Annotated in this window: 21 protein-coding genes; 1 reads left to right on the forward strand and 20 read right to left on the reverse strand. The window is 43.0% G+C overall.

Annotation, left to right across the window (positions count from 1 at the left end; genetic code table 11):
- The first annotated feature begins 301 nt into the window (after window positions 1-301).
- Window positions 302-514: a hypothetical protein gene (locus tag HRJ06_RS03240; protein WP_174728770.1), complete on the forward strand. Its 213-nt coding sequence runs from the start codon at window positions 302-304 to the stop codon at window positions 512-514.
- Window positions 515-605: 91 nt separating this feature from the next.
- On the opposite strand, the gene HRJ06_RS03245 is transcribed toward HRJ06_RS03240, so the two are convergent.
- From HRJ06_RS03245 to fliS, 20 genes are all read right to left on the reverse strand, one after another.
- Window positions 606-1,520, reverse strand: coding sequence for a metallophosphoesterase (locus tag HRJ06_RS03245; protein WP_174728773.1), 915 nt, complete (start codon window positions 1,518-1,520; stop codon window positions 606-608).
- Between the two features lie 42 nt (window positions 1,521-1,562).
- A complete protein-coding gene (locus HRJ06_RS03250) occupies window positions 1,563-2,285 on the reverse strand; it encodes a phosphatase PAP2 family protein (RefSeq protein ID WP_174728776.1) in 723 nt (240 codons plus the stop codon).
- Window positions 2,286-2,334: 49 nt separating this feature from the next.
- Window positions 2,335-3,543, reverse strand: coding sequence for a cardiolipin synthase (gene cls, locus HRJ06_RS03255; RefSeq protein WP_174728779.1), 1,209 nt, complete (start codon window positions 3,541-3,543; stop codon window positions 2,335-2,337).
- 127 nt (window positions 3,544-3,670) lie between these two features.
- On the reverse strand, window positions 3,671-3,895 hold the full coding sequence (locus HRJ06_RS03260) for a hypothetical protein (protein WP_174728782.1): 225 nt from the start codon (window positions 3,893-3,895) through the stop codon (window positions 3,671-3,673).
- A 311-nt stretch (window positions 3,896-4,206) separates the two neighbouring features.
- A complete protein-coding gene (locus HRJ06_RS03265) occupies window positions 4,207-5,400 on the reverse strand; it encodes a PDZ domain-containing protein (protein ID WP_174728785.1) in 1,194 nt (397 codons plus the stop codon).
- 161 nt (window positions 5,401-5,561) lie between these two features.
- Window positions 5,562-7,016, reverse strand: coding sequence for a S41 family peptidase (locus tag HRJ06_RS03270; RefSeq protein ID WP_174728805.1), 1,455 nt, complete (start codon window positions 7,014-7,016; stop codon window positions 5,562-5,564).
- 260 nt (window positions 7,017-7,276) lie between these two features.
- Entirely contained in the window at window positions 7,277-8,641 is a 1,365-nt protein-coding gene (locus HRJ06_RS03275; RefSeq protein WP_174728808.1) for a PcsB-like coiled-coil domain-containing protein, read from the reverse strand.
- Between the two features lie 84 nt (window positions 8,642-8,725).
- Window positions 8,726-9,619, reverse strand: coding sequence for a permease-like cell division protein FtsX (gene ftsX / locus HRJ06_RS03280; RefSeq protein ID WP_174728810.1), 894 nt, complete (start codon window positions 9,617-9,619; stop codon window positions 8,726-8,728).
- A complete protein-coding gene (ftsE, locus tag HRJ06_RS03285) occupies window positions 9,609-10,295 on the reverse strand; it encodes a cell division ATP-binding protein FtsE (RefSeq protein WP_174728813.1) in 687 nt (228 codons plus the stop codon). The genes ftsX and ftsE overlap by 11 nt, the downstream gene beginning before the upstream one ends.
- Window positions 10,296-10,634: 339 nt before the next feature.
- The gene (gene cccB / locus HRJ06_RS03290; RefSeq protein ID WP_174728816.1) at window positions 10,635-10,946 is read right to left on the reverse strand and encodes a cytochrome c551; all 312 of its coding nucleotides are present in this window, start codon (window positions 10,944-10,946) and stop codon (window positions 10,635-10,637) included.
- Window positions 10,947-10,999: 53 nt separating this feature from the next.
- A complete protein-coding gene (locus HRJ06_RS03295) occupies window positions 11,000-11,863 on the reverse strand; it encodes a YitT family protein (protein ID WP_174728819.1) in 864 nt (287 codons plus the stop codon).
- 298 nt (window positions 11,864-12,161) lie between these two features.
- Window positions 12,162-13,260 (reverse strand): peptide chain release factor 2 gene (prfB, locus tag HRJ06_RS03300; RefSeq protein ID WP_174728822.1). Its coding sequence is split into 2 segments (ribosomal slippage): window positions 12,162-13,187 and window positions 13,189-13,260, totalling 1,098 coding nucleotides; the frame shifts between segments, so codons are not numbered across the junction.
- A gap of 811 nt (window positions 13,261-14,071) precedes the next feature.
- Window positions 14,072-16,585: a preprotein translocase subunit SecA gene (secA, locus tag HRJ06_RS03305; protein ID WP_174729315.1), complete on the reverse strand. Its 2,514-nt coding sequence runs from the start codon at window positions 16,583-16,585 to the stop codon at window positions 14,072-14,074.
- A 367-nt stretch (window positions 16,586-16,952) separates the two neighbouring features.
- Window positions 16,953-17,795 (reverse strand): DUF1028 domain-containing protein, encoded by an 843-nt coding sequence (locus HRJ06_RS03310; protein WP_174728825.1) that lies wholly within the window; start codon window positions 17,793-17,795, stop codon window positions 16,953-16,955.
- A 15-nt stretch (window positions 17,796-17,810) separates the two neighbouring features.
- On the reverse strand, window positions 17,811-18,341 hold the full coding sequence (locus HRJ06_RS03315) for a chromate transporter (protein ID WP_174728828.1): 531 nt from the start codon (window positions 18,339-18,341) through the stop codon (window positions 17,811-17,813).
- On the reverse strand, window positions 18,338-18,901 hold the full coding sequence (locus tag HRJ06_RS03320; protein ID WP_174728831.1) for a chromate transporter: 564 nt from the start codon (window positions 18,899-18,901) through the stop codon (window positions 18,338-18,340). Before HRJ06_RS03320 ends, HRJ06_RS03315 begins: the two co-directional genes overlap by 4 nt.
- Before the next feature lie 292 nt (window positions 18,902-19,193).
- Complete coding sequence (hpf, locus tag HRJ06_RS03325; protein ID WP_174728834.1) at window positions 19,194-19,739, reverse strand: ribosome hibernation-promoting factor, HPF/YfiA family; 546 nt, start codon at window positions 19,737-19,739, stop codon at window positions 19,194-19,196.
- Between the two features lie 705 nt (window positions 19,740-20,444).
- Complete coding sequence (locus tag HRJ06_RS03330) at window positions 20,445-20,831, reverse strand: DUF8042 domain-containing protein (RefSeq protein ID WP_174728837.1); 387 nt, start codon at window positions 20,829-20,831, stop codon at window positions 20,445-20,447.
- A gap of 8 nt (window positions 20,832-20,839) precedes the next feature.
- Window positions 20,840-21,181 carry a flagellar protein FliT gene (fliT, locus tag HRJ06_RS03335; RefSeq protein WP_174728840.1) on the reverse strand — a complete coding sequence of 114 codons (342 nt, stop codon included), beginning with the start codon at window positions 21,179-21,181 and terminating at the stop codon, window positions 20,840-20,842.
- A complete protein-coding gene (fliS, locus tag HRJ06_RS03340) occupies window positions 21,181-21,582 on the reverse strand; it encodes a flagellar export chaperone FliS (protein ID WP_174728843.1) in 402 nt (133 codons plus the stop codon). Before fliS ends, fliT begins: the two co-directional genes overlap by 1 nt.
- Window positions 21,583-21,619: the final 37 nt, after the last annotated feature.

The following is a 21,619-nucleotide window of genomic DNA, read 5'->3' on the forward strand; positions in this document are numbered from 1 at the left end:
GAAAAGCTCCTAAACGGGAAATTAATATATCCCCGCTTTACCCTCTAAACTTTCAGAAAGAAATCTTTTTAAAAGTTCACGATGTACGCTTTCTGCAATATAATGATAATGAGGTGAAAATCCAGTGTGTGTTTCTAATAATGCAATAGAACAACAAGCTTATAGCTTTGCAACAAAGATATGCAAACAATCACTTTATAAACCATTACGATTTGACACTATTGGAAATACAAGCATTCTTATAGAAACTAAAAGCTCCCATCCAAATAGCTTTGACTCCTTGAAAGAGGAGGCGCTGCCTTTGATAACAAAGGTGATTTTGGAAGATAAGTATGGTCGGCTTTTCTCTATTGAACCAAACGATATAGGATTGAGATTTGCTAAAGGGGACATCACCTATAACGATTACTTACGGTTACAAAAGAAAGGCAACAGGCAGCTGATTCTCATTTTTCTTGGGGTTACCGGTTTATTCTCCGGTATGAGCTGGGTGTTTATAAATTTATTAATATAAAGGATTTTTTTAAAGATAAAGCTTGTAAAACTAAAAGGTAAAAAGTGCAGTGAATCAAAATGATTCACTGCACTTTAAGTTTCTATTTAAATCAGGAGGTTAAAGTAAACAAGCTAATCTCAGGGAGACAATTTATACGGATCGGCACATCACTGAAACCTACTCCACGATTAACATATAACCGATTTCCTGAAGCACCATATCCATCTATCCAGCCATCAGCGTGCACCTCATCCTTCTTGGTGTATGTCATATACGTCCATTCCGGAGCAAATGGAATCCGAACTTGTCCCCCGTGAGTATGGCCGGCAACGGTAAACGGAGCGGCATCGGCCGGCAGCTTCCCGAAAGTATCTGGGTTATGCATCATTACCATACGGGGTGAAGAACTAGGGATTTCTTCAAGAGCTTTAGCTGGATCCGCTTCGTTTGGCCAGGCTGCTCCAATCCCCGCAAGATACAGGCTATCCGAGGACGGGTTACCTATTTCAACCTGATCCCCCTCTGAAAGTGTCAATGGCACAGATTCATTATGAAGTACCTCAATTCCCATTTCATTTAGTGTAGAAGTTACGTTCTGAGCTGCTTGATCGTTCGGTTCATCAGTTCTAAGTTTCATAGCATAATCATGATTGCCAAGCACTGCAAAAACAGGAATGTCTGTTTTAGTCAAAGGACGTAAAAGTTCTTTTACGTGTTTCATTTCTTTGTCTGAATCCTTTACGGCATGATAGATAAAATCACCCAGTATCAAGACGGCAGCCGGTTCCATGCTCGCAAGTTTTTCGGAAATACGGGTAACAGTCGCTGTGTTATCCATCCACATTCCAACCTGAAAATCCCCGACAACGGCTACTTCCTTTCCTTCCCATTCAGCCGGCAAATTCTCTATAACTGCTTCTTCTTCTTGTATATCGATAAAATATGGTTCTGCAAGACCCCATACTAATATGAGTAGAATTAATACTCCTAATACAATACCGATTATGTTCGATTTGAATTTCATCTTGTCATATTCTCCTCCTGTCAGTTATCTTAGGAAGCGCGATTAAAATTTATGTTGGAAAAATTCCCGAATGGTTTTTAATGGCCTGATCGAATTTGCAGTTTGCCATTGCACCCATTCCAAGGCAAGAATCGATAGAATCATCCAAATAGCTCCAGCTAGGTGCCCAGCGATAACGTCACTCGGAAAATGAGCTCCCAGGTAGATCCGCGACATCCCAATCAGTACAACTAACAATCCAGCAAGACATGCGGCGACCCATTTAATCGACTTTTTCAGCTCTGAACGAATAATAAAATAGGTGATAAACCCGTAGAAAATAAGGGAACCAAGAGAATGCCCACTGGGAAAGCTATAGCCAATTGCGTCTATTTCTGGATTAATAGAAGGACGTCCTCTTCCATAGTAATATTTTAATAGCCTAGTCAGTAACCCGCCTCCGCCAATACCGATAATGAAAAAAAGAATCCCCCATTTATCTTTCACTTTTATCCACAGAGTCAGAATAGTGATTATAGATAATGTTGCTAAAAACCAGACAGATCCTAGTTCTGTTATAAAAATCATTGCCTGATTGAGCGTACTACTTTCAATAGCTCTAAAAAAACCTATTACAGCATCATCAAAAGTTTTCAGCTCCTGTTCCAACATTTCCTCTGCAATTTCTGCAAATAAATAGACAAAAAACATGGATGTTACTAAACCCGTTAGCACTAAGAGTACAGGAAAAGCTGCTTTTTTCATCTTTTCTTTATTTGTTTCCAAGTATTTGTCCCCCCTTGCCATTAATATTTTTTGCATCTAGCCTTGTAAATTATAAAAAGTCAGAGAATAAATGGGCTGCTGCTCTCTTTGTTTTAGTTAAAACATTCTTTGCTTTTATGTCTGATAACGATTGTTTCTCGGAATGAAGTAAATCCTCTTGTAAATTTTCTTCAATTTTACCAAGAAAGTTCTTGTCACTTGTGAACAAGATCAATTCATCATTGGTACGAAAGCTTCTAATATCAAAGTTGGAGGTCCCAACATAAGCAGCATTCTGGTCAACCAGCATGATCTTTGCATGATAAAATCCATTTTTATAGAGAAATAGCTGTATCCCTTTTTCCATAAGGTAAGAAAACTCTGAAAAAGCTCTTTCTTTTACAAGAGGCTGATCAGCCTTTTCAGGTATAATAACTTTGATTTCCACCCCACGTTTTGCTGCTTCTAATAAAGCAATTTTTACCTTCGGTGTTGGAATGAAGTATGGGGAACCTATTAATATCCTGTTCTTTGCTGACTTTATTAAGTTAATCACCTTGGAGTCAAAAAAACCTCCGTTCGAGGCAAAAAGCTGAAAGCTGGACTTCCCTTCACTTAAATCAGGTAATACAGTTTCCTTTGTTACGCCATCCCTACCTGATTTGTACCAATGGCTTAAGAACTGATCTTGTAAGTCTTCAACTCCACTTCCTTTCACCCTAACCATATAGTCTCGCCAAAATCCGATATTAGGATTTTTTTCTGCATAATTATCTCCAACATTAAAGCCGCCAACAAATCCAATCTTTCCGTCGATAACAATAATTTTATGGTGATTTCTCCTATTAAGCGAAGTAAAGAAAAAAGGAAAAGAGGGTCTATGAGAATAAACAAGTTCTACCCCATGCTTTTTTAAATCTCTAGCCTCTTTTTTAGGAAAGCTGACACTTCCTACAAAGTCTAAGAGCAATCGTACTTTTACATTCTCCTTTGCCTTCGTCTTTAAAAGCTGTAGAAACTCCTTCCCAACTGAATCATGTTTAAACCGGTAAAAAGATAGATGAACATACGATTCCGCGTTTGAGACATCCTTAAAAAGTGTTGAAAAATAGTAAGTACCATTCCCAAAAAACTCAACATCCCCTTTCCGCACAGGATATTCTTTCAGCATGTGAGTTGTTTTTCGTTTGCCCAGATAAAAATCTGCCTTCATCCAGAGAATAATGAAAATAATCAACATTATAATGACAATGAGAATCACCTCTTTAGAAAAAACCACGCCTGCATAAAGAACAGGCGAGGTTTCTTAAATATATGAATGGCGTGCTGAGAGCGAATTAAACAAATTCAAATGAAGTTTAAGTGATACTGATCCAAATTTTTATACCTTACTTTCTTATGGGCAGTTAGAGATTTTCGTCTTCTGTAGTAGCTGTATTTTCTTCATCAAGTCTAAAATTCTCATCCTCGAATTCTGATCCTGTTTCCTCGACCGGTCGTTCATCACTTGGTGACTCTTCACTTGACGTCTCTAATATTTCCTGCTCCGAGTTTTCATCCCCATTGCCGGTACAGCCGCTAAGAACGAGTGAAAGTCCAATAGGTATAGAAAATAGTAGTCTTTTTGTCAAAATAACACTTCCTTTCAGTTTGTACTTCATCTTTAAATAGGATTTGGATCTTTTCAATTCTATAAATTTCTTCTTTAAACCCATACCCGGCAGCTAGTCCAGTAAACGTTACCGCCCTCGTTAATAGAGTCTAATGAACTTACAGTGTGAAAGGTGATCTGATTGCCAGAAAATATAGGAATCAAAAAGAGCTGCGGGCAGCAGCTCTTTAATAAACTTATTAAAAATACCATTTCAAATTATGCTATTCCTCTGCATAAAAGAATTATGCTATTCCTCTGCATAAAAGTTTAATAGTATAAAAGCTTCCGCTACACCGCCTGATTCTTGCGGCCTTTGCCTTCATGAATGAACAAGATGCCTAATTCATGATGGTCACCTTCGTACAAGGCCCGCTGAACAAAACGAATTTGGTCGTTTGTATCGAGAACTTCCAGCTTGCAATGAGCACGATTACGCTGAAGTGCTTCATAGAACGGTTTTTCGTCCCGAATTTTCACGCCATTTACTTTTGTAATCAGCTCGCCCGCCTTCAAGCCCATCTTGCTCGCAGGGGAATTTGGCATAACTCCAAGAATCATTAAACCATGATCGCGATTGGAAAAGTAAAAAGGCAGATTTTCTTCCCGGATCCGCTGCCGCTGAGTAATAAACTCCCGTCCAATCACTGCAAGAGCCACCGCTCCAATCGAAATTACCGGGTACCAGTATCCTCCTGCAGCTAAAAACAGGATCAGGACACCAAGCCAGACCACTTTCCTTCCAACCATTCGGACGGCCAATTTGGGCAGCAGCCCTTGTATTTGCTGATGGAAGCCGACTGCAAACGGAAAAAGCAGTAAACCATATGTTTGCGCACCAATTGAAAATACCGGCCACCATTCAAAAGGTGCTGTCAGCACTTCCCCTGGAACGAGAAGGAATACCGGAAGCATCCACATCCGTCTTGACTCATGAACCCCTACAGGCAGACCCCGCTTGCTTTTAATTAGCTTTGGAGAAGTAGCTTTGTGCCCGTTCAGTAATATAAAGATTCCTTCCCCGATGATCAGCAGTGCCAAAACAATCGCTAACGATGGATAAACCTTTTCATCTATAGCTGAAAATTCTTGATTAAAAACGGGTAAGGAGAAATCCCTGCTGCTTATAAAAATCAGTGCAAAGAACGCAGCACCAACCGTATAGGCCGGCGACAAAAGCCTTATCTTTGTGGTCAAACTCCATAAAAACGTGACCACCGCAGTTAAAATAACCACAGCCACAGGTACAGTCAGACCGGCTGACAGTACAACGAGCGAAACGCCTAATCCAATCACTGCACCGAGAGGGATTAGCTGTCTCAGCTCAAAATAGGCATCTTCAACTCGAAGATGAAAATTCCGCCGCTCCCTCTTCACACGCATAACTCCAAGAACTGCTGCTATAAAAAACAAAAAATAGAACAGAGGGTGAAGAAACAACATACCCGTCCCTTTTAAAAATTCAAACAGTATTTCCTGCGTCACCCAATATTCACCAGCCTCTATGTAAAATAGTCCAACACAATAAGTTTAGTTAAAACCATTCTACCAAAATTCCCTAGCAAAACATATTACTAGTTTTACCAAAACCTAAAAAGGTGACAGGCACCATCCAGTAAACTGGATGGTGCCTGTCACCTTAGTTCTTATTTTGCTAGATAACGGATGGCAGTTTGGAGCTGGATGTCGTTTTCTTCTTTGCGCATTTCTTTTAAGACGGCCTGCTCTAGGGCAGCAGCAGTTTTTGAATCAATGACGCCTGTTCGCTCGAGTTCATTCTGCATTTGAAATGCCTTAACGGCTGTCTCGGTCCGTTCATTAAAATAACCATCCGTCCGGCCTGGGGAAAACCCAATTGCTTCAAGCATCATTTGCGCATTCTTTACCTGCTCATTATTCATATCCCTTTTAAGCGGATCTTCCACTTGAAGCGGGTGTGTTTCAAATACCTCAGGCTGTTTTACCTCGTAAGTTGGCTTAATTCCATCTTTATGAATCCAGTTCCCATCAGGGGTCAGCCACTTAAACAAAGTTAACTTAATATTACTGCCATCCCCCATCGGCACAGCCTGCTGGACAGTTCCTTTCCCAAACGTATTTTCTCCGATCAGCGCATATCCGCCAGCTTCCTTTAGAGCTCCGGCTAAAATCTCAGAGGCAGATGCACTGCCTTTATCAATTAAGACTGCAATAGGATAATCCTTTGGCTTCTTAAGGGTTGAAAAATACCTGGTTTTTTCACCATTACGCTCTTGTATCTGCACATATGGCTTCTTTTCCGTAACAAGCTCTTTTAAAATTTCTTCAACACTAAGCAGCAGTCCTCCTGGATTGCCGCGAACATCAATAACCAGTCCCTCAATATCTTTCTCCTCTAAATCTCTTAGCTCTTTTTGGAACTCTTTTGAAGTTTCCTCTGAAAAGGTGGTAATTTCGAGATAGCCTATATTTTTCCCATTTTGCTTTTTAACATCAGAATAGACCGTAATCTGTGGGATCTCATCCCGTTTCACCTCGACCACTAGAGGGTCCTTAACTCCATGGCGTCTTATTTCCAATTTAACAACTGTTCCCTTTTCACCGCGTATTTTCAAAGTAGCCTCATATAAGTCCAGCCCTTCAATACTTTCCCCGTCTACTTTGAGTATCTGGTCCTTTGGCTTTAAACCGGCTTTTTCAGCAGGCGAATCTTTAAATGGAGATACAATCACGATCTCTCCATCCACGACGCTTACCTCAGCCCCTATTCCTTCAAAAGAAGATTCCAGTGTATCGTTGAATTGCTTGGCAGTCTCTTTATCCATATATACTGAATAAGGGTCTTCAAGCGTTGAAAGCATTCCTTGGATCGCTCCCTCTACAAGCTGGCCTTCTTCGACTTCTTCTACATACTTATCTAATATTAAGCCATAGGCTTGTTCCACCTTTGCCAGAGTATCCCCATTCTCTGAACTATTTTTCAAGCCAGATCCCAACTCGGCTGTCCCTTGGTTAAGGTCTGAGCCATCTTCTTGTTGATACCATTGCATTCCTGCATAGGTTCCACCGGCACCCGTTAACATCGATCCAGTCATTAACAGCGCCAACCACTTTCTATTCATGCATATCCCCCTCGCAGCCTTGTCCCTCACTCTGATTCTCTTAAAATTTATTATCGGCTGTTTTAAATTATGACCGTCCAGCCTCTTCTTCAGTAATTGTATGTTCTCCATTATATGTGATAGATGGACAGGGTATGAAGATTTTTCTCTAAAGAGGGCGCTAAATAGAAATGTAAATTAACTGTAAAAAGGGTTTTTTCTCTATAAAATGGGGTAAATAAAAAGGAAGAAGCAATGAGCGCTTCTTCCTTAAGTTCTGTTTACATAGGAATATAATTTAAAGGATTAACTGCGTTTGATTTTGATGGATTCCAAGAACCTTTATGCAGTTCAAAATGCAAATGCTGACCTTGAGAGTCGCCTGTATTACCCATGTTGCCAAGCTTAGTCCCTTTTGGAACGAATTCTCCGCTGGAAACAGTACGATTCCTCATATGAGCGTATACGGTTGTAAAGATCTGCCCATTAATAGAATGGGAAATAAACACAGCATGGCCATAACTAGGAGAATAATAGGAACGGATAACGACTCCATCAGCTGCCGCTACGATCGGTACAATTCCACCTTGAGCAATATCGATTCCTGCATGGTAAGTTCCCCAGCGAGGTCCTATGCCTGAAGTTACACGTCCAGCTGCAGGCCTTGTCCATGTTCCGTTCGAAACCACTGGAGTCGGAGCGGGAGCTGGTGCCGGGGCTGCTACAACCGGAGCGGGTGCACTGCTGCCGCCGTTATTTTTTGCTGCTTCTGCAGCTGCGGCTGCTGCTGCCGCAGCTTCAGCCGCCTTTCTTCTCTCTTCTTCTGCTTTTCTGGCGATCTCAGCCTGTCTTGCAATCTCAGCCTGTCGGGCCTGCTCCATTTCAATTGCCTTTTTAATGGCACCTTCCTGAGCTGCAAGCATTGCGCTTTCTTCCTCAGCTTCCAGTTTGGCCGCATGAGCATGGCCTTCTTCTTCTTTTAACTCGGCCATCAACTTGTCTTTTTCAGCACTCTGTTTTTTAAGCTCGGCCCTTAAGCCTTCTAATTCTTGTTTCATTTGTTGAAGACTAGCAAGCTTTCCTTTAACTTCCTGCTGTTTTCGTTCCAAATCATCTTTATCTTTCTGGTGCTGCTCAAGGATGTCTTTATCAGCATCAACGATAGTTGCAACAGCCGTTACACGGTCAACAAAGTCACTAAAGCTTTGTGCTCCTAAAAGCACGTCCAGGTAGCTGACGCTTCCGCCATTCTCCTGGAAGGAGCGGGCACGATTTTTCAGAAGTTCATTTCGCTTGTCAATCCGCTCTTCTAGCTCTTTGATTTCGATGTTTAACTGGTCAATTTCTTTATTTGTCTGGGCAATCTGAGCATTTTTTTCCTCAATTTTAGAGGCTGCATCGCCAATAGCGATTTCCAGTCGTTGCTTTTCAGCGTGGACTCTATCTTGTTCACTCTTAATTTCGTTAATTTCAGCTTCTTTTTCTTTAATGTTTTCGGTTACAGAAGAGCGTTCCTCCGTCACCTTTTTTCTTTCGTTTTCAAGATCGGTAATCTTGTTAGCATCAGCATGTTGAATTGTTGGGCTTACCAATGAACCCAGGCTTAAAGTACTGACTATTGCTAGTGAGAGTATCTGTTTTTTCACTAGAACTTACCCCTCTCTTACTTTTGATAGTTTCGTAACTTTCTCTATGGTTATCGTCAGCGCCCAACCCGGGCTAACATCAGATTACACTTTTAAAAACTTTCGGACGGACATGAGGCTTCCCCAGATTCCAATTGCCGCTCCCATAATAATCAGAATGGCAGACAGCTGATACACAAATGGGTCAAACTCTATCAGCTGGATGAAATGATCCTTCAGTTTTGGTTCAATAATTCCATAAGCATAGTAATAGGCAGAGGACACGGCTGCAATCGGCACAAGGGATCCTAAGATTCCGAGCCAAAGTCCTTCGAGAAAAAATGGCCAGCGGATAAATGAATTTGTAGCACCGACAAGCCTCATAATTTCAATTTCACGGCGCCGGGCAACGATTGTAATTTTAATTGTATTAGAGATTAAAAACATGGCAGTAAACAATAAGCCGACAATCAAGGCAAGTCCTACATTTCGGCTGACATTGATAATTTTAAAAAGCTGTTCAATTTTACCCTGGCCGTATTTGACAGTGGCTACATAATTAAATGCCTCGATCTCCTCGGCAACCTCCATTGTATCAGTAGGCTCTGTCGTCTTAATGACAAAGACATCGTTTAATGGATTATCCTGTTCGAAAAGCTTAAAAGCTTCTCCCTCAGTTCCAAGGCTTTCTATCAAATTATCAAGTTCCTTGTCCTTTGGAGAAAACTGAACGGTTTTTACTCCAGCGAGCTGAGTGATCTGCTCGCCAAGTGCTTCGCGATCCTGTTCATTTGCAGCTACATCGACATGGACTCTTATTTCCACATCCTCTTCAATCGTAGTAGCCACATTATTTAAGTTCATCATGATAACAAAGAATACACCGACTAAAAGGAGAGTTACAGTAACAGCACTGACGGACGCGAATGTCATCCATCCGTTCCTTGCTAAACTCTTGAAACTTTCACGAATATGCCGGGAAAAAGTTCTAGGCTTCATATCCGTAATCACCCTTCTGCTGATCTCGCGCAATCCGGCCGCCCTCAATGGCGACAACGCGGTGCTTGATCGTGTTAACTATATCTTTGTTGTGGGTGGCCATGACAATGGTTGTCCCTCTCATATTGATCTCTTCAAAGACGTTCATAATATCCCAGGAAGTATCAGGGTCAAGGTTTCCAGTAGGCTCATCAGCAATAACAACCTTTGGTGCATTTACGATTGAACGGGCAATCGACACACGCTGCTGCTCTCCCCCTGACAGTTCAGTGGGCAGCATGCGGGCCTTGTTTTTCAGCCCGACAAGCTCGAGTGTCTCCATCACACGCTTCTTTATATAGCTTGGCTGCTCCTCAATTACCTCGAGAGCAAAAGCGACATTCTCGTATACGTTTAACGTGTTTAAAAGCTTAAAGTCCTGAAAGACAACGCCTATATTGCGGCGGAGCAAAGGTACTTTGCTATCCCTCAGCTTGGAAAGATTAACACCGTTTATCGTAATCGTTCCTGACGTTGGCCTTACTTCTCGATACATCATTTTTATAAAGGTAGATTTTCCGGCTCCACTTGGGCCGACCACATATAAAAATTCGCCTGCATCAATTTTTATATTTAAACCGTTCGCAGCTGTCACACCGTTTCGGTATGTTTTATATACGTCTTGCATTTCTATCATTTAGGAATCACCTTATAAGTAAGTCGTATTCACAGAGTCTATTAGCAGTAATTTAACAACAAACCAATTATATCACCATCATCCGACAAAAAAACCCCTTTTAATATTACAGTTTCTTTTCAAATACACCAAACTTCCCCATAATACACCTATTATGGTAAATTAAACCTATATAAATGGATGTTATTGGAATGTGTTCTATAAAATTACTGTCGTTAGTGAGCGAGATTGGGAGAAATAGTAGAGGGATCCCAAGTTGAAGGTAGTAAGAGAATTTATATGAATGAGTCGTCAAAAATAAAAAGCACTCCGTTTTTCGGAATGCTTAGGAAACCAAATTTATTTTTTACCTGCCAGCCACTCAGCGACAGCCGTAGCATCTTCACCTTTTAATAATCCTGGAGGCATGCTGCCTTGCCCATTAGCAATTACAGATTCGATTTCTTCCTGGGATAATCGTGCACCTACATCACTAAGCTTCGGTCCCGCTCCACCCTGCAAGTCACCGCCGTGACAGCTCGAACATTTTTGGTTATAAAGCTTTTCTGGATCCCCTGCGTTTGCTCCGCCAGTCGCTTCATCTTCCCCGCCGCCACAGGCAGCAAGTACTAGTGAGGTACCCATCATTAAAGCTAGCAACTTCTTTTTCACTATAAATCCCCCTTTTTAACATAAATTACATACGCTCCTATTTTATACCATGCTTACCCTCTTTTGAAACCCTCTCCCAATACCTCTGAGGCATCTGTTACGATCACAAATGCAGACGGGTCAATGGTTTTGACCAATTGTTTCAATTTAGTGAACTCTGTCTGATCCACGACACACATGAGTATTGGGCGCACTTGGTCGGTATAGCCACCATATGCTGATAGTTTTGTCACACCACGGTCAATTTTATTCAAAACACCTTCGCGAACTTCTTCTTCTTTGCAAGTGATGATTAATGCCATCTTGGATCGGCCAAAGCCAACCTGCACTAAATCAATCGTTTTACTCGTTACATAAAGCCCGATCATTGCGTACAGGCCTCTTTCAATATCAAATATAATTGCTGCGGCAAGGACAATCATGCCATCAATGAGCGCTACACAGGTACCCAGCGATAAACCCGTGTACTTTTGGATAATTTGCGCAGCAAGGTCAGTTCCCCCCGTACTCGCTTTGCCGCGAAAAGCAATCCCAAGCCCAAGTCCCACTCCAATCCCGCCAAACAACGCACCCAGCAGCGGGTCAAGTGTCCATGGTTCCACATCGCTCGTTAAGAACACAACAAAGGGCAAAAACAGCGTTCCAACCAACGTTTTTAAACCATATGCTCCGCCCAGCAGCACAACACCCGATATGAACAAGGGAATGTTAAAGGCCCATTGCACAAAGGCCGGCTCCCAGCCAAACAACGCATCAAAAATTGTACTGATCCCGCTCACTCCGCCTGATGCAATCCGATTAGGAAGCAAGAAAACATTAAAAGCCACGGCAACAATAGATGAACCGACGATGACATATATGTATTCAAGCAGACGTTCCAGCTTAGGATTAACAGTTTGAGTTTTTCTCTTTTTCATATAAAGTATCCCCTTTAGTCCTAATATCTGACAGTGAGTATAGCATGGGGATAAAAGGGTGTAAATGCCACTAGGGTGCCGTATTAAAGGACTAAAAGCGGAATCAGGAACAAGATGCTGTTGATTAGTTTTACCAAATAAATTGGATTGATGCGTTTATTAGGGTTTTACTTCCGGAACTAGACACTTTCTGACGTTCAAACTGCAGTTTACTGGTGGAGAGAGCCCGTTTATTTGCACTCGTTAAAATCAAAAAGCCTTCACCGGCAAAAGGCGGCGAAGGCTTAACAAATTATAATCAAAGCTTGGAACGGAGGTAGGCATCGATAAATGCGTCGAGTTCTCCATCCATGACGGCTTGGACGTTCCCAACCTCAGTACTGGTGCGGTGGTCTTTTACCATTGAGTACGGATGGAAAACATAGGAGCGAATTTGGCTGCCCCAGCCGATTTCCTTTTGCTCGCCGCGGATTTCAGCAAGCTCTTGTTCCTGCTCTTCAACCCGGCGCTGATAGAGCTTCGCTTTCAGCATCTTCATCGCCCGATCGCGGTTTTTAATCTGAGAGCGCTCAGTTTGGCATGTCACAACGACTCCGCTTGGCAGATGGGTTATCCTTATGGCAGAGTCTGTCGTGTTGATATGCTGCCCGCCTGCTCCGCTGGCACGGTACGTATCAACCTTTAAATCCTCTGTCCGGATATCAATTTCAATTTCATCGTTTAACTCCGGCATCACTTCACATGATACAAACGAGGTATGCCGGCGGCCAGATGAATCGAATGGGGAGATCCGCACAAGACGGTGCACTCCTTTTTCCGCTTTCAAATAGCCATAAGCATTATGCCCCTTAATCGCAAGCGTGACACTCTTGATCCCCGCCTCATCACCTGGCAGATAATCAAGCGTTTCCACTTTAAAACCTTTCTTCTCAGCCCAGCGAGTATACATCCTAAGCAGCATGGAACCCCAGTCCTGTGATTCCGTTCCGCCCGCTCCAGGATGTAATTCGAGAATTGCATTATTTTTGTCATGCTCCTCGCTAAGCAGGAGCTGAAGTTCAAATTCATCCAGGCGTTTGGTCAGCTTGGACAGCTCACTTTCAAGCTCTGCCTGCAGCTCTGCATCACTTTCTTCCTTTACAAGCTCAAAAGTCAGCTCAAGATCCTCAAATGCTGCAAATAAATCATGAAACTCATGGACCTGGTCCTTCAATGCGTTCCCTTCATTAATAACTGTTTGAGCCTGTTGCTGATCATTCCAGAAATCGGGGGCAAGCATCACGTCATCAAGCTCAGCAATTCTCGCTTCTTTATTGTCTAAGTCAAAGAGACCCCCTAAAGTTCGCTAAACGTTTGGATGTTCTTTCAAGTTCGTTGCGTATATCTGCTAATTCCATATAAAACCCACCTCATAATTTTGTTATCTTCTATTATATGTGTTCAAACCTTAAGGTCATAACTTTGCAAACTTTGTTGCTATTTAACAAGCAGTCGTTGATTTCCGCTTCCGATGCTCACTTTCCGCGGGGCGGACGGTGAGCTTCGGAAGCGCAATGGCGCCTGTGGGGTCTCACCTGTACCGCTGATAAGGCCACTCAAAAAGTGCTTTAAGGATAGCTTTGTTAAATAAACCGGTTGATTTCCGCTCCAGGATGCTCGCTTTCCGCGGGGCGGGCGGTGAGCCTCCTCAGTGCTAAAGCACTTCCGGGGTCTCACCTGTCCCACTGATCCCGCAGGAGTCTCACACCTTCTTCTCCAATCAACCTGGTACTACCAAACCTAACTAAGGATAAAACTCAATAAGAAAACTGCCGAATTATTTCCAAGTTACGGAATAAAAAGCCAACTTTTCATATCAGGACTCCTGAGGAAAACTTAAAATCAGGAGATATTCAGTGGCCTCCCGCTGATCCCGCAGGAGTCTCGCATCTACAGCTCCAATCAACCTTTATTCTCACAACTCATGCAAGAACAACAATCTTTTAAAAAAGAGGCTTCTAAAAGACATTAATAGTTAAAAGGAGAGTCGGCATCCCGCCGGCTCTCCTGGAAAAGCGGGCTACGAGGTCTGAAGCAATTGCTTCGGAAGGCAAAAACGCCTACTGTCAGCGCTCGTCTTAAGCTTGTCGCCGATAGACGGGCGCTTTTAATAGCCCTTTTTCCGGAAAATGCCCGGGCAGTCATCCTCCCAGGCACCCCGAAATACTGCTATTCCACTTTCCCGCAGCAGTTTTTATACTTTTTGCCGCTGCCGCAAATACATGGGTCATTGCGGCCGACATCCATTACCTTCGTAACTGGTTTTTTCTTTGGCTTGCCGCCCTCTTCTTTCGGGTTAACCGCATGGCCTTTCACCACTTCCTGGCGCTCAAGGTTATTGCGGATTTCAGCCTTCATGATGTACTTGGCAGCATATTCTTCAATGGACGCAACCATCTGTTCAAACATCGCGAAGCCTTCCTGCTGGTACTCACGAAGCGGGTCAATCTGTCCGTAAGCGCGCAGGTGGATACCTTGGCGAAGCTGATCCATTTGGTCAATATGGTCAATCCATTTTGAATCGACCGCGCGAAGTACGATAACTTTTTCAAATTCGCGCATTTGCTCCGTTCCTAGCAGTTCTTCCTTTTCATTGTACCGTTCTTTTATTTTTGCAAGAATTGTTTCAATGATTTCCTGGCCATCCTTACCGCGGATATCTTCTATTGTAATATCACCTTCATTAAGAAGGTTTCCATTCACATAATCAATAACGGCCTCAAGGTTCCACTCTTCCTCATCTTCACTGGCAGGAGTATGGACAAGCACATTGCGCTCAAGAGAAGAGATAATCATCTGCTCAACAATTTCTTTTAAATTCTCTGCATCAAGGACTTCATTCCGCTGCTTGTAAATAATTTCACGCTGCTGGCGGAGAACATCATCATATTGAAGGAGCTGCTTACGAGCATCAAAGTTGTTGCCCTCAACACGTTTCTGTGCTGATTCAACCGCTCTGGAAACCATTTTGCTTTGGATTGGCTGGGTATCATCCATTCCAAGGCGCTCCATCATTGATTTCATGTTGTCCGATCCGAAACGGCGCATTAATTCATCTTCCATTGAAAGGTAGAATTGAGTTACACCAGGGTCTCCCTGACGTCCAGAACGTCCGCGAAGCTGGTTATCAATCCGGCGGCTTTCATGGCGTTCTGTACCAATAACAGCTAGCCCGCCAACATCGACGACCCCTTCGCCCAGCTTAATGTCTGTACCGCGGCCGGCCATGTTTGTTGCGATCGTAACCGCGCCCTTTGTGCCTGCTTCTGCAATAATTTCAGCTTCACGGCCATGGTTTTTCGCATTTAATACATTATGGCGAATGCCTTTTTTCGTTAAATATCTTGAAATCAATTCAGAGGTTTCAATTGCGACTGTACCTACGAGCACAGGCTGGCCCTTTTCATTACGCTCGGCAATGTCCTCACAAACAGCGCGAAACTTCCCTTCTGTTGAAGCGTAAATCAAATCAGCTCGGTCATCTCGAATGATTTCTTTATTCGTTGGAATGACAACTACATTCATATTATAGATATTCCGGAATTCTTCTTCTTCCGTCTTCGCTGTACCGGTCATCCCGGCCAGTTTTTCGTAGCGGCGGAAGTAGTTCTGGAACGTAATCGTTGCCAAAGTCATGCTTTCGTTCTGAATTTCAAGGCCTTCTTTCGCCTCAATGGCCTGATGGAGACCTTCGCTGTAGCGGCGGCCTTTCATCAAACGGCCTGTAAACTGGTCAACGATGACAATTTCGCCATCCTGAACCACATAATCCACATCCAAGTGCATGCTTGCATGGGCTTTTAACGCCTGGTTAATATGGTGGTTAAGGGTAACGTGATTGATGTCAAACAAATTTTCAATCCCAAAAGCGCGCTCAGACTTCGTAATTCCTTCTTCCGTCAGCTGGACGCCTTTTGTTTTTTCATCATATGTGAAGTCCTCATCCTTTTTCAGCGTACGGACAAATGCATTTGCCTGGACATAAAGCTGTGCTGACTTTTGAGCTGTACCTGAAATAATCAGCGGTGTCCGCGCTTCATCAATAAGGATGGAGTCAACTTCATCAATAACAGCATAATTAAGCGGGCGTTGAACCTTCTGGTTGTTGTACAGCACCATGTTGTCGCGCAAGTAGTCAAAACCATATTCGTTATTTGTTCCGTATGTGATATCAGCAGCATAGGCAGCCTGTTTTTCTTCCTTAGACATTCCGTTCAGGTTCAAGCCGACACTTAGGCCAAGGAACTCATATAATTGTCCCATTTCATGGGCATCACGGCTGGCAAGATATTCATTGACCGTGATAACATGTACACCTTTTCCGGATAACGCATTTAAATAAACCGGCATCGTCGCCGTCAGCGTTTTACCTTCCCCGGTTTTCATTTCAGAGATATTTCCTTCATGGAGGGACACACCACCCATTAACTGAACCTTATAAGGATGAAGACCAAGCACACGGCGAGCTCCTTCACGGACTACAGCAAAAGCTTCAGGAAGGATCTCATCGAGAGTTTCTCCTTTTTCATAGCGCCCTTTAAATTCCTCTGTTTTTCCTTTAAGCTGCTCGTCGGATAGCTTTTCGATATCCACAGCAAGTGAATCAATTTGGTCAGCCAGCTTTGCTAGGCGTTTCACTTCGCGCTTATTCTGGTCGAAAATTTTATTTAAAATCCCCATTATGACGCTCCTTTTTATCTATTCAAACTAAAGAGATAAAGATGATAGTTGATTTTTTAAAAATATCCTGTTAGTAAACATGGACTCGAGATAATAGAAATTCGCTTCGTGCCTTGCAAATCCCTTTTAAAAAAATTCGATAATTCCCTCTACAATTTTACCACTTCCAATATAGGGTGACAACTGACGGTGCTAGGAAGGCAATGTTTGACAATAGAATCTTCTTAAATCAGCTATGTTTTTTCTTCAAAAAAGTCGAAACTTTTACAACCTGTGCCGAAACAAACTGCAGCTGAGGCGCCACAAAAAACGCAACAACCGCCACAACGACAAAACCACCCTTCTTTTTCAGAAAAGGTGGCTTTGCATTCTATTGCTTTCTCATAAACTCTAAAACTTCCAAATCAATTTTTCCTGTTTCCTGCTCACGTTCTTCAAAGTTCTCTGTATGAATATAAGCTGTTAAAGCTTTGTATAATTCTTCATCATTCTCAAGCTCTGCTTTTAAATAATTCAGCCTTAGAAGGTTGGCTGTAAGCTCTTCTTTAAGCGACCCTTCAACTGCAGCAACGTTCTCTGGCTTGGATGGAGCGAAGTAAAGCTGCTGAAGCCTGAAGACACGAATCAGCTCAGTGATTGGCTCAGCATGATCATCAACACGCAAATCAATGTACCGGTCATTAAAGCCGCCATAGCCGCCCTTTTCTTTGACGACTAAGAGTGCAGCTGACTGTTCGCCTCTGCTGTCCCCGCCAGCTTCCTGTCCCGCATTAAGAGCTGAGAGGAGACGCTCGGCAAGGCTGCCTTCTGTTTCGATAAACGTGTCCGCCATCGCTTGAACTGTTTTTTCATCTACCAAAATATTACCCTGCGCTGCAAAATTCTTTCCTGTAACACCGCCTGCCCAGTTGTAGCACTTGCTTCCTGTAAAAGTAGCCGGATTTCCAGATGCATCAATAAGGCCAACCTGGCGAAGCTCCTTGTCTGCATCATCTTTCGTGATAAGTTCCATCGCCTCTTCTGCTGACTTCCCTGCCGCCATTAATTCTAGCGCTTGGGGTCCGTAGGAAGTATTAGCGTAGGACTGAGTTGCTACTGCTCCGGTACCTGCTTTTGCAAATGGAACAACAGCACCAACGCCGACAAACTTAGATTGAACCGCAATGCCCCACTCTTTTTCCTTTGCATCGTATCCTACAATTGAAAATGTCACTTTTCTTCCTCCCTCTTAGCCTAAAAAAATGCCGCCATACAAAAGTGCACCTGCAATCACATAGGCAGGGTGAACCTTCAACTTTTCCATCAATATGTAACTCGCTCCACCAATAAACACTGTTTGCAGCATTCCAACGCTCTCATAAGATGTGAAAAAGAAATCGTAAGTCATAATTCCGAGAAGTACAGCGATAATCGGCCTGACAACAATCGTCATTCTTTTTACCCTAGGCGACTCCTTGTATTTCATAAGCAGGCTCAGGAGGCTAATCATCAAGATCAAGGATGGAGCCACTGTAGCAAAAATCGCCACGACCGCACCTGTAATCCCGGCCTGGTCATAGCCGATATAGCCAGCCATTTTCGTGGCAATCGGGCCAGGCAAAGCATTGCCCATCGCAAGCACTTCACTGAACTCTTTTACAGACAGCCATTCATAGCGGTCAACCACTTCATTTTCAACAAGCGGAATAGAAGAAGGCCCGCCGCCATACCCAAGAATTCCGGGAATGAAAAAGGCCAAAAACAGATGGATATAAATCACGATGAGCTCCCCTCCTGTTCGGCAGGGGAATTCTTTTTCAAAAGAGCCCCCAGCAATAACGCAAAAATGATCATCGCAGGGTGAACATTAACTACCTCTAACAGCAGCAAACTTCCGGCGACAAACAGGAGTGACCACATCCAGCCAAGCTTTGATTTCCCTGATTTGCTGAAGAAATCCCAGGTCAGCTTTCCGAGCATAACCGCAACAACAGGGATGACAGCACTCGACATTCCGCTGACCCACGGTTTATCCTTGAAGGTATTTAGAGCTGTAAGCAGGATAATCATGAGAATCACTGTGGGCAGGACTGACGCTGTAAGGGCTACAACCATGCCAGAAAGCCCGCCAACGCGGTATCCGATGTATCCGGCCATTTTCGTGGCAATAGGTCCTGGAAGAGCATTTCCGAGCGCCAATACATCGGCAAATTCATCAGAATCCATCCATTTAAACGTTTCAACCACTTCCTTGTGAACGAGAGGAATCGACGACGGTCCGCCGCCATACCCAAGAATCCCCGACCGAAAAAAGGCAATAAAGATATTGAGATGCTTCATATGTATAACCCTTTCCTACCCTTTTCTACTACTATATCATTTTTAGGTTTAGAATAAGAACAAAAGCGTAAGCGCCCGTAAAACGGCGTATGGACTGAAGCACACCGACTGAGATAAAGGAAACACGAAGAGCGAACGCGATTCGATGTTGACTTATCATAGGGAGGTGGGCGAAGTACGCTGGACCTGGATGATGACAATACCTGCGACTATCCACAACCTGGAACTTTTATAGTACGCTGAACAAATAAAAAGCCCGCAGCCAACGTGACTGCGAGCTTGCATTCTTGCTTTAATGAGCTTCAATCAAGCCGTAGCGGCCATCTTTACGCTTATATACAACGTTTGTATCGTTCGTTTCTGCATTAGTGAAAACGTAGAAGTTGTGGCCCAGCATGTTCATTTGCAGGATCGCTTCCTCGCTGTCCATCGGCTTTAAATCAAAACTCTTCGTCCGGACAACTTCCAGTTCATCTTGATCCTCAAGCTCATCTACTTCAGTAAAAATTGGAGCAAAATCCACCATGTTGGCTTTCTCACGGAATTTGCGGTTTACCTTTGTTTTGTGCTTGCGAATCTGGCGTTCTAATTTATCTGTAATTAGGTCAATTGCTGCGTACATATCTTCATGGTTTTCTTCAGCACGAAGGACCAGGTTTTGCATTGGAATTGTTACTTCCACTTTGGAGCGTTTATCTTGAAACGTTTTTAAGTTAACATTTACGTTTGCGTTTGGTGATTCTGTAAAGTAGCGGTCAAGCTTGGCAATTTTTTTCTCGACATAATCTCTAATTGCCGGAGTTACCTCAATGTTTTCCCCACGAATGTTATAATCCATATGCGAACTCCTCCTTTGAAAATGCTATGTAGTTACATTTCTATTTTACCCTAACAATCTCCTGCAAAAACAGCTATAAGTTTTGACGAATTAATGACGTTTTGCAAGGTCGGCATAGTAATAACCTTATAGACTGCCCGCTAATTCTGTCGAATTATGCCTAAAACCCTAGTCTCCCATGGCTTTGTGAGAATTCATCTGTTTTGGGGTTGATAGTTCAATCTATTACATAATTTGGACACATATGACTGATGTTTGGACAAACTTTTATTGCGGGCTTGGAAAAAGTGATGGGTTTAACTTAATCCTCTGAAACGGTGCTGTTGATCTCCGCTCCAGACGCTTGCTTTCCGCGGGGCGGGCGGTGAGCCTCCTCAGCGCTAAAGCGCCTGTGGGGTCTCTCCTGTCCCGCTGCTCCCGCTGGAGTCAAGCGCCTTCTGCTCCAATCAACAGAGAACAAAAATCAACATTTCCAATAAAGCAGAAAAATAACGCGCAAACCTTCATCAATCGTAAAGAGTGACTGGCGATATTTCCACACACAATTAAACAATTTAAATCCTTTTTCGGATTTTCACACCCTTTGAATATTCACACTTCTTTTAGGAAGTTTGGGCGGAATTGATTTGCATTTCTCTTCCCCGCATAAAATACGAATCATATAAATTCTGATATTATGAGAAAAACCGCCTGGGTTTCAGACGGTTAAGATTGTATGTATGGATTTAATTCTTTTTGAACAGCTGTGCTCCACTCTATAAAGGCAGGGTACAGTTGTTCATGGATAAATTGCTGCTTTGCCCATTCAGTGGCGACCATGCTGTGCAGACGTTCTGACAGCTTGGCGACCTCTTCAAATTCAGCCAGGACATTTAATACAGCTGGCTTATCCCTAAAGTAATAGCCTAAGAGAAAATGAGTTTCCATGATTTGTGAGAAAGCCTTAAAGGTATCTTTCACCAGCTCTTCTGAACCGGTTAAATCATGGGCCTCATAACCCTCAGAGATGAATTCAAACGCTTCCTCTACAGTATGTAAAATTTGCATGTACTTCTTGATTAGTTCAAATGTTTCCTCTTTTAAAGTGAACACTCTTTCACCTATTTTCGCTTGTCATAAAACATCCCGTCAACCGACACATTTTCATAAGGATTGGTGTATTTAAGGTTCGATTCCTTTTTATTGCTTAAATCCTTCATATCCTTTTGAATCAAAAGCTTTTCCCTTGATAGCAAGCCGGTTAACTGGCGGTTTAGGTCAATCAATGATTTTCCGAGCGCTTTTTCATCGTCAGAATAGGGAGGAACGATTCTGACCATCGCTTGCTCCCGCTGCTCCAAAAGCGCCTCTACTTGAAGAATTTTTTCATCGCGGTCCGTTTTCATTTGAAGCAGATCGATTAATTCGGTTGTTAGCTGATGAAATTCACGGACAGCGCTCATTAGACTCGGCCGCCAAGCTCAAACTGCTTTTTGCGGTTCATCTGGATCACTTGCTTCCACGTATCGCGAAAATCTGTTACGAGCCCCTCAACCTCCTCAAGAATAGCCACGTCATTTTGAATATTTGCTTCAACCAGGCGGCGGTTGATGTAGTCATATAATGACATCATATCCTTTGAGACGTCAAGGTCCATGTTTAGGGTGACCATCAGTTCCTGAATAATGTTCTGTGCCTTTTGGATATTCGTGTTCTTCGTTTCGATCTGCTTTTCACTGATCGCATGCTTGGCGATACTGATAAATTTCAGGCAGCCGTTATACAGCATCAAAGTTAAATCGCCCGGTGAAGCGGTATTAACTGAGTTTTGCTGATAGCTTTTGTAGGGGTTATTGATTGCCACAAGGTACACTCCTTTTAAACTGCGTGCTTTCTTTATT

It is taken from the genome of Mesobacillus harenae (assembly GCF_013343715.1).
Classification (GTDB): domain Bacteria; phylum Bacillota; class Bacilli; order Bacillales; family Cytobacillaceae; genus Mesobacillus_A; species Mesobacillus_A harenae.

Coding starts and splice junctions, on each gene's coding strand:
- HRJ06_RS03245 (WP_174728773.1), bottom strand. CDS start 1,520: ATGAAATTCAAATCGAACATAATCGGTATTGTATTAGGAGTATTAATT.
- HRJ06_RS03270 (WP_174728805.1), bottom strand. CDS start 7,016: ATGAATAGAAAGTGGTTGGCGCTGTTAATGACTGGATCGATGTTAACG.
- ftsX (WP_174728810.1), bottom strand. CDS start 9,619: ATGAAGCCTAGAACTTTTTCCCGGCATATTCGTGAAAGTTTCAAGAGT.
- ftsE (WP_174728813.1), bottom strand. CDS start 10,295: ATGATAGAAATGCAAGACGTATATAAAACATACCGAAACGGTGTGACA.
- HRJ06_RS03295 (WP_174728819.1), bottom strand. CDS start 11,863: ATGAAAAAGAGAAAAACTCAAACTGTTAATCCTAAGCTGGAACGTCTG.
- HRJ06_RS03320 (WP_174728831.1), bottom strand. CDS start 18,901: ATGAAGCATCTCAATATCTTTATTGCCTTTTTTCGGTCGGGGATTCTT.
- hpf (WP_174728834.1), bottom strand. CDS start 19,739: ATGGATTATAACATTCGTGGGGAAAACATTGAGGTAACTCCGGCAATT.
- fliT (WP_174728840.1), bottom strand. CDS start 21,181: ATGAGCGCTGTCCGTGAATTTCATCAGCTAACAACCGAATTAATCGAT.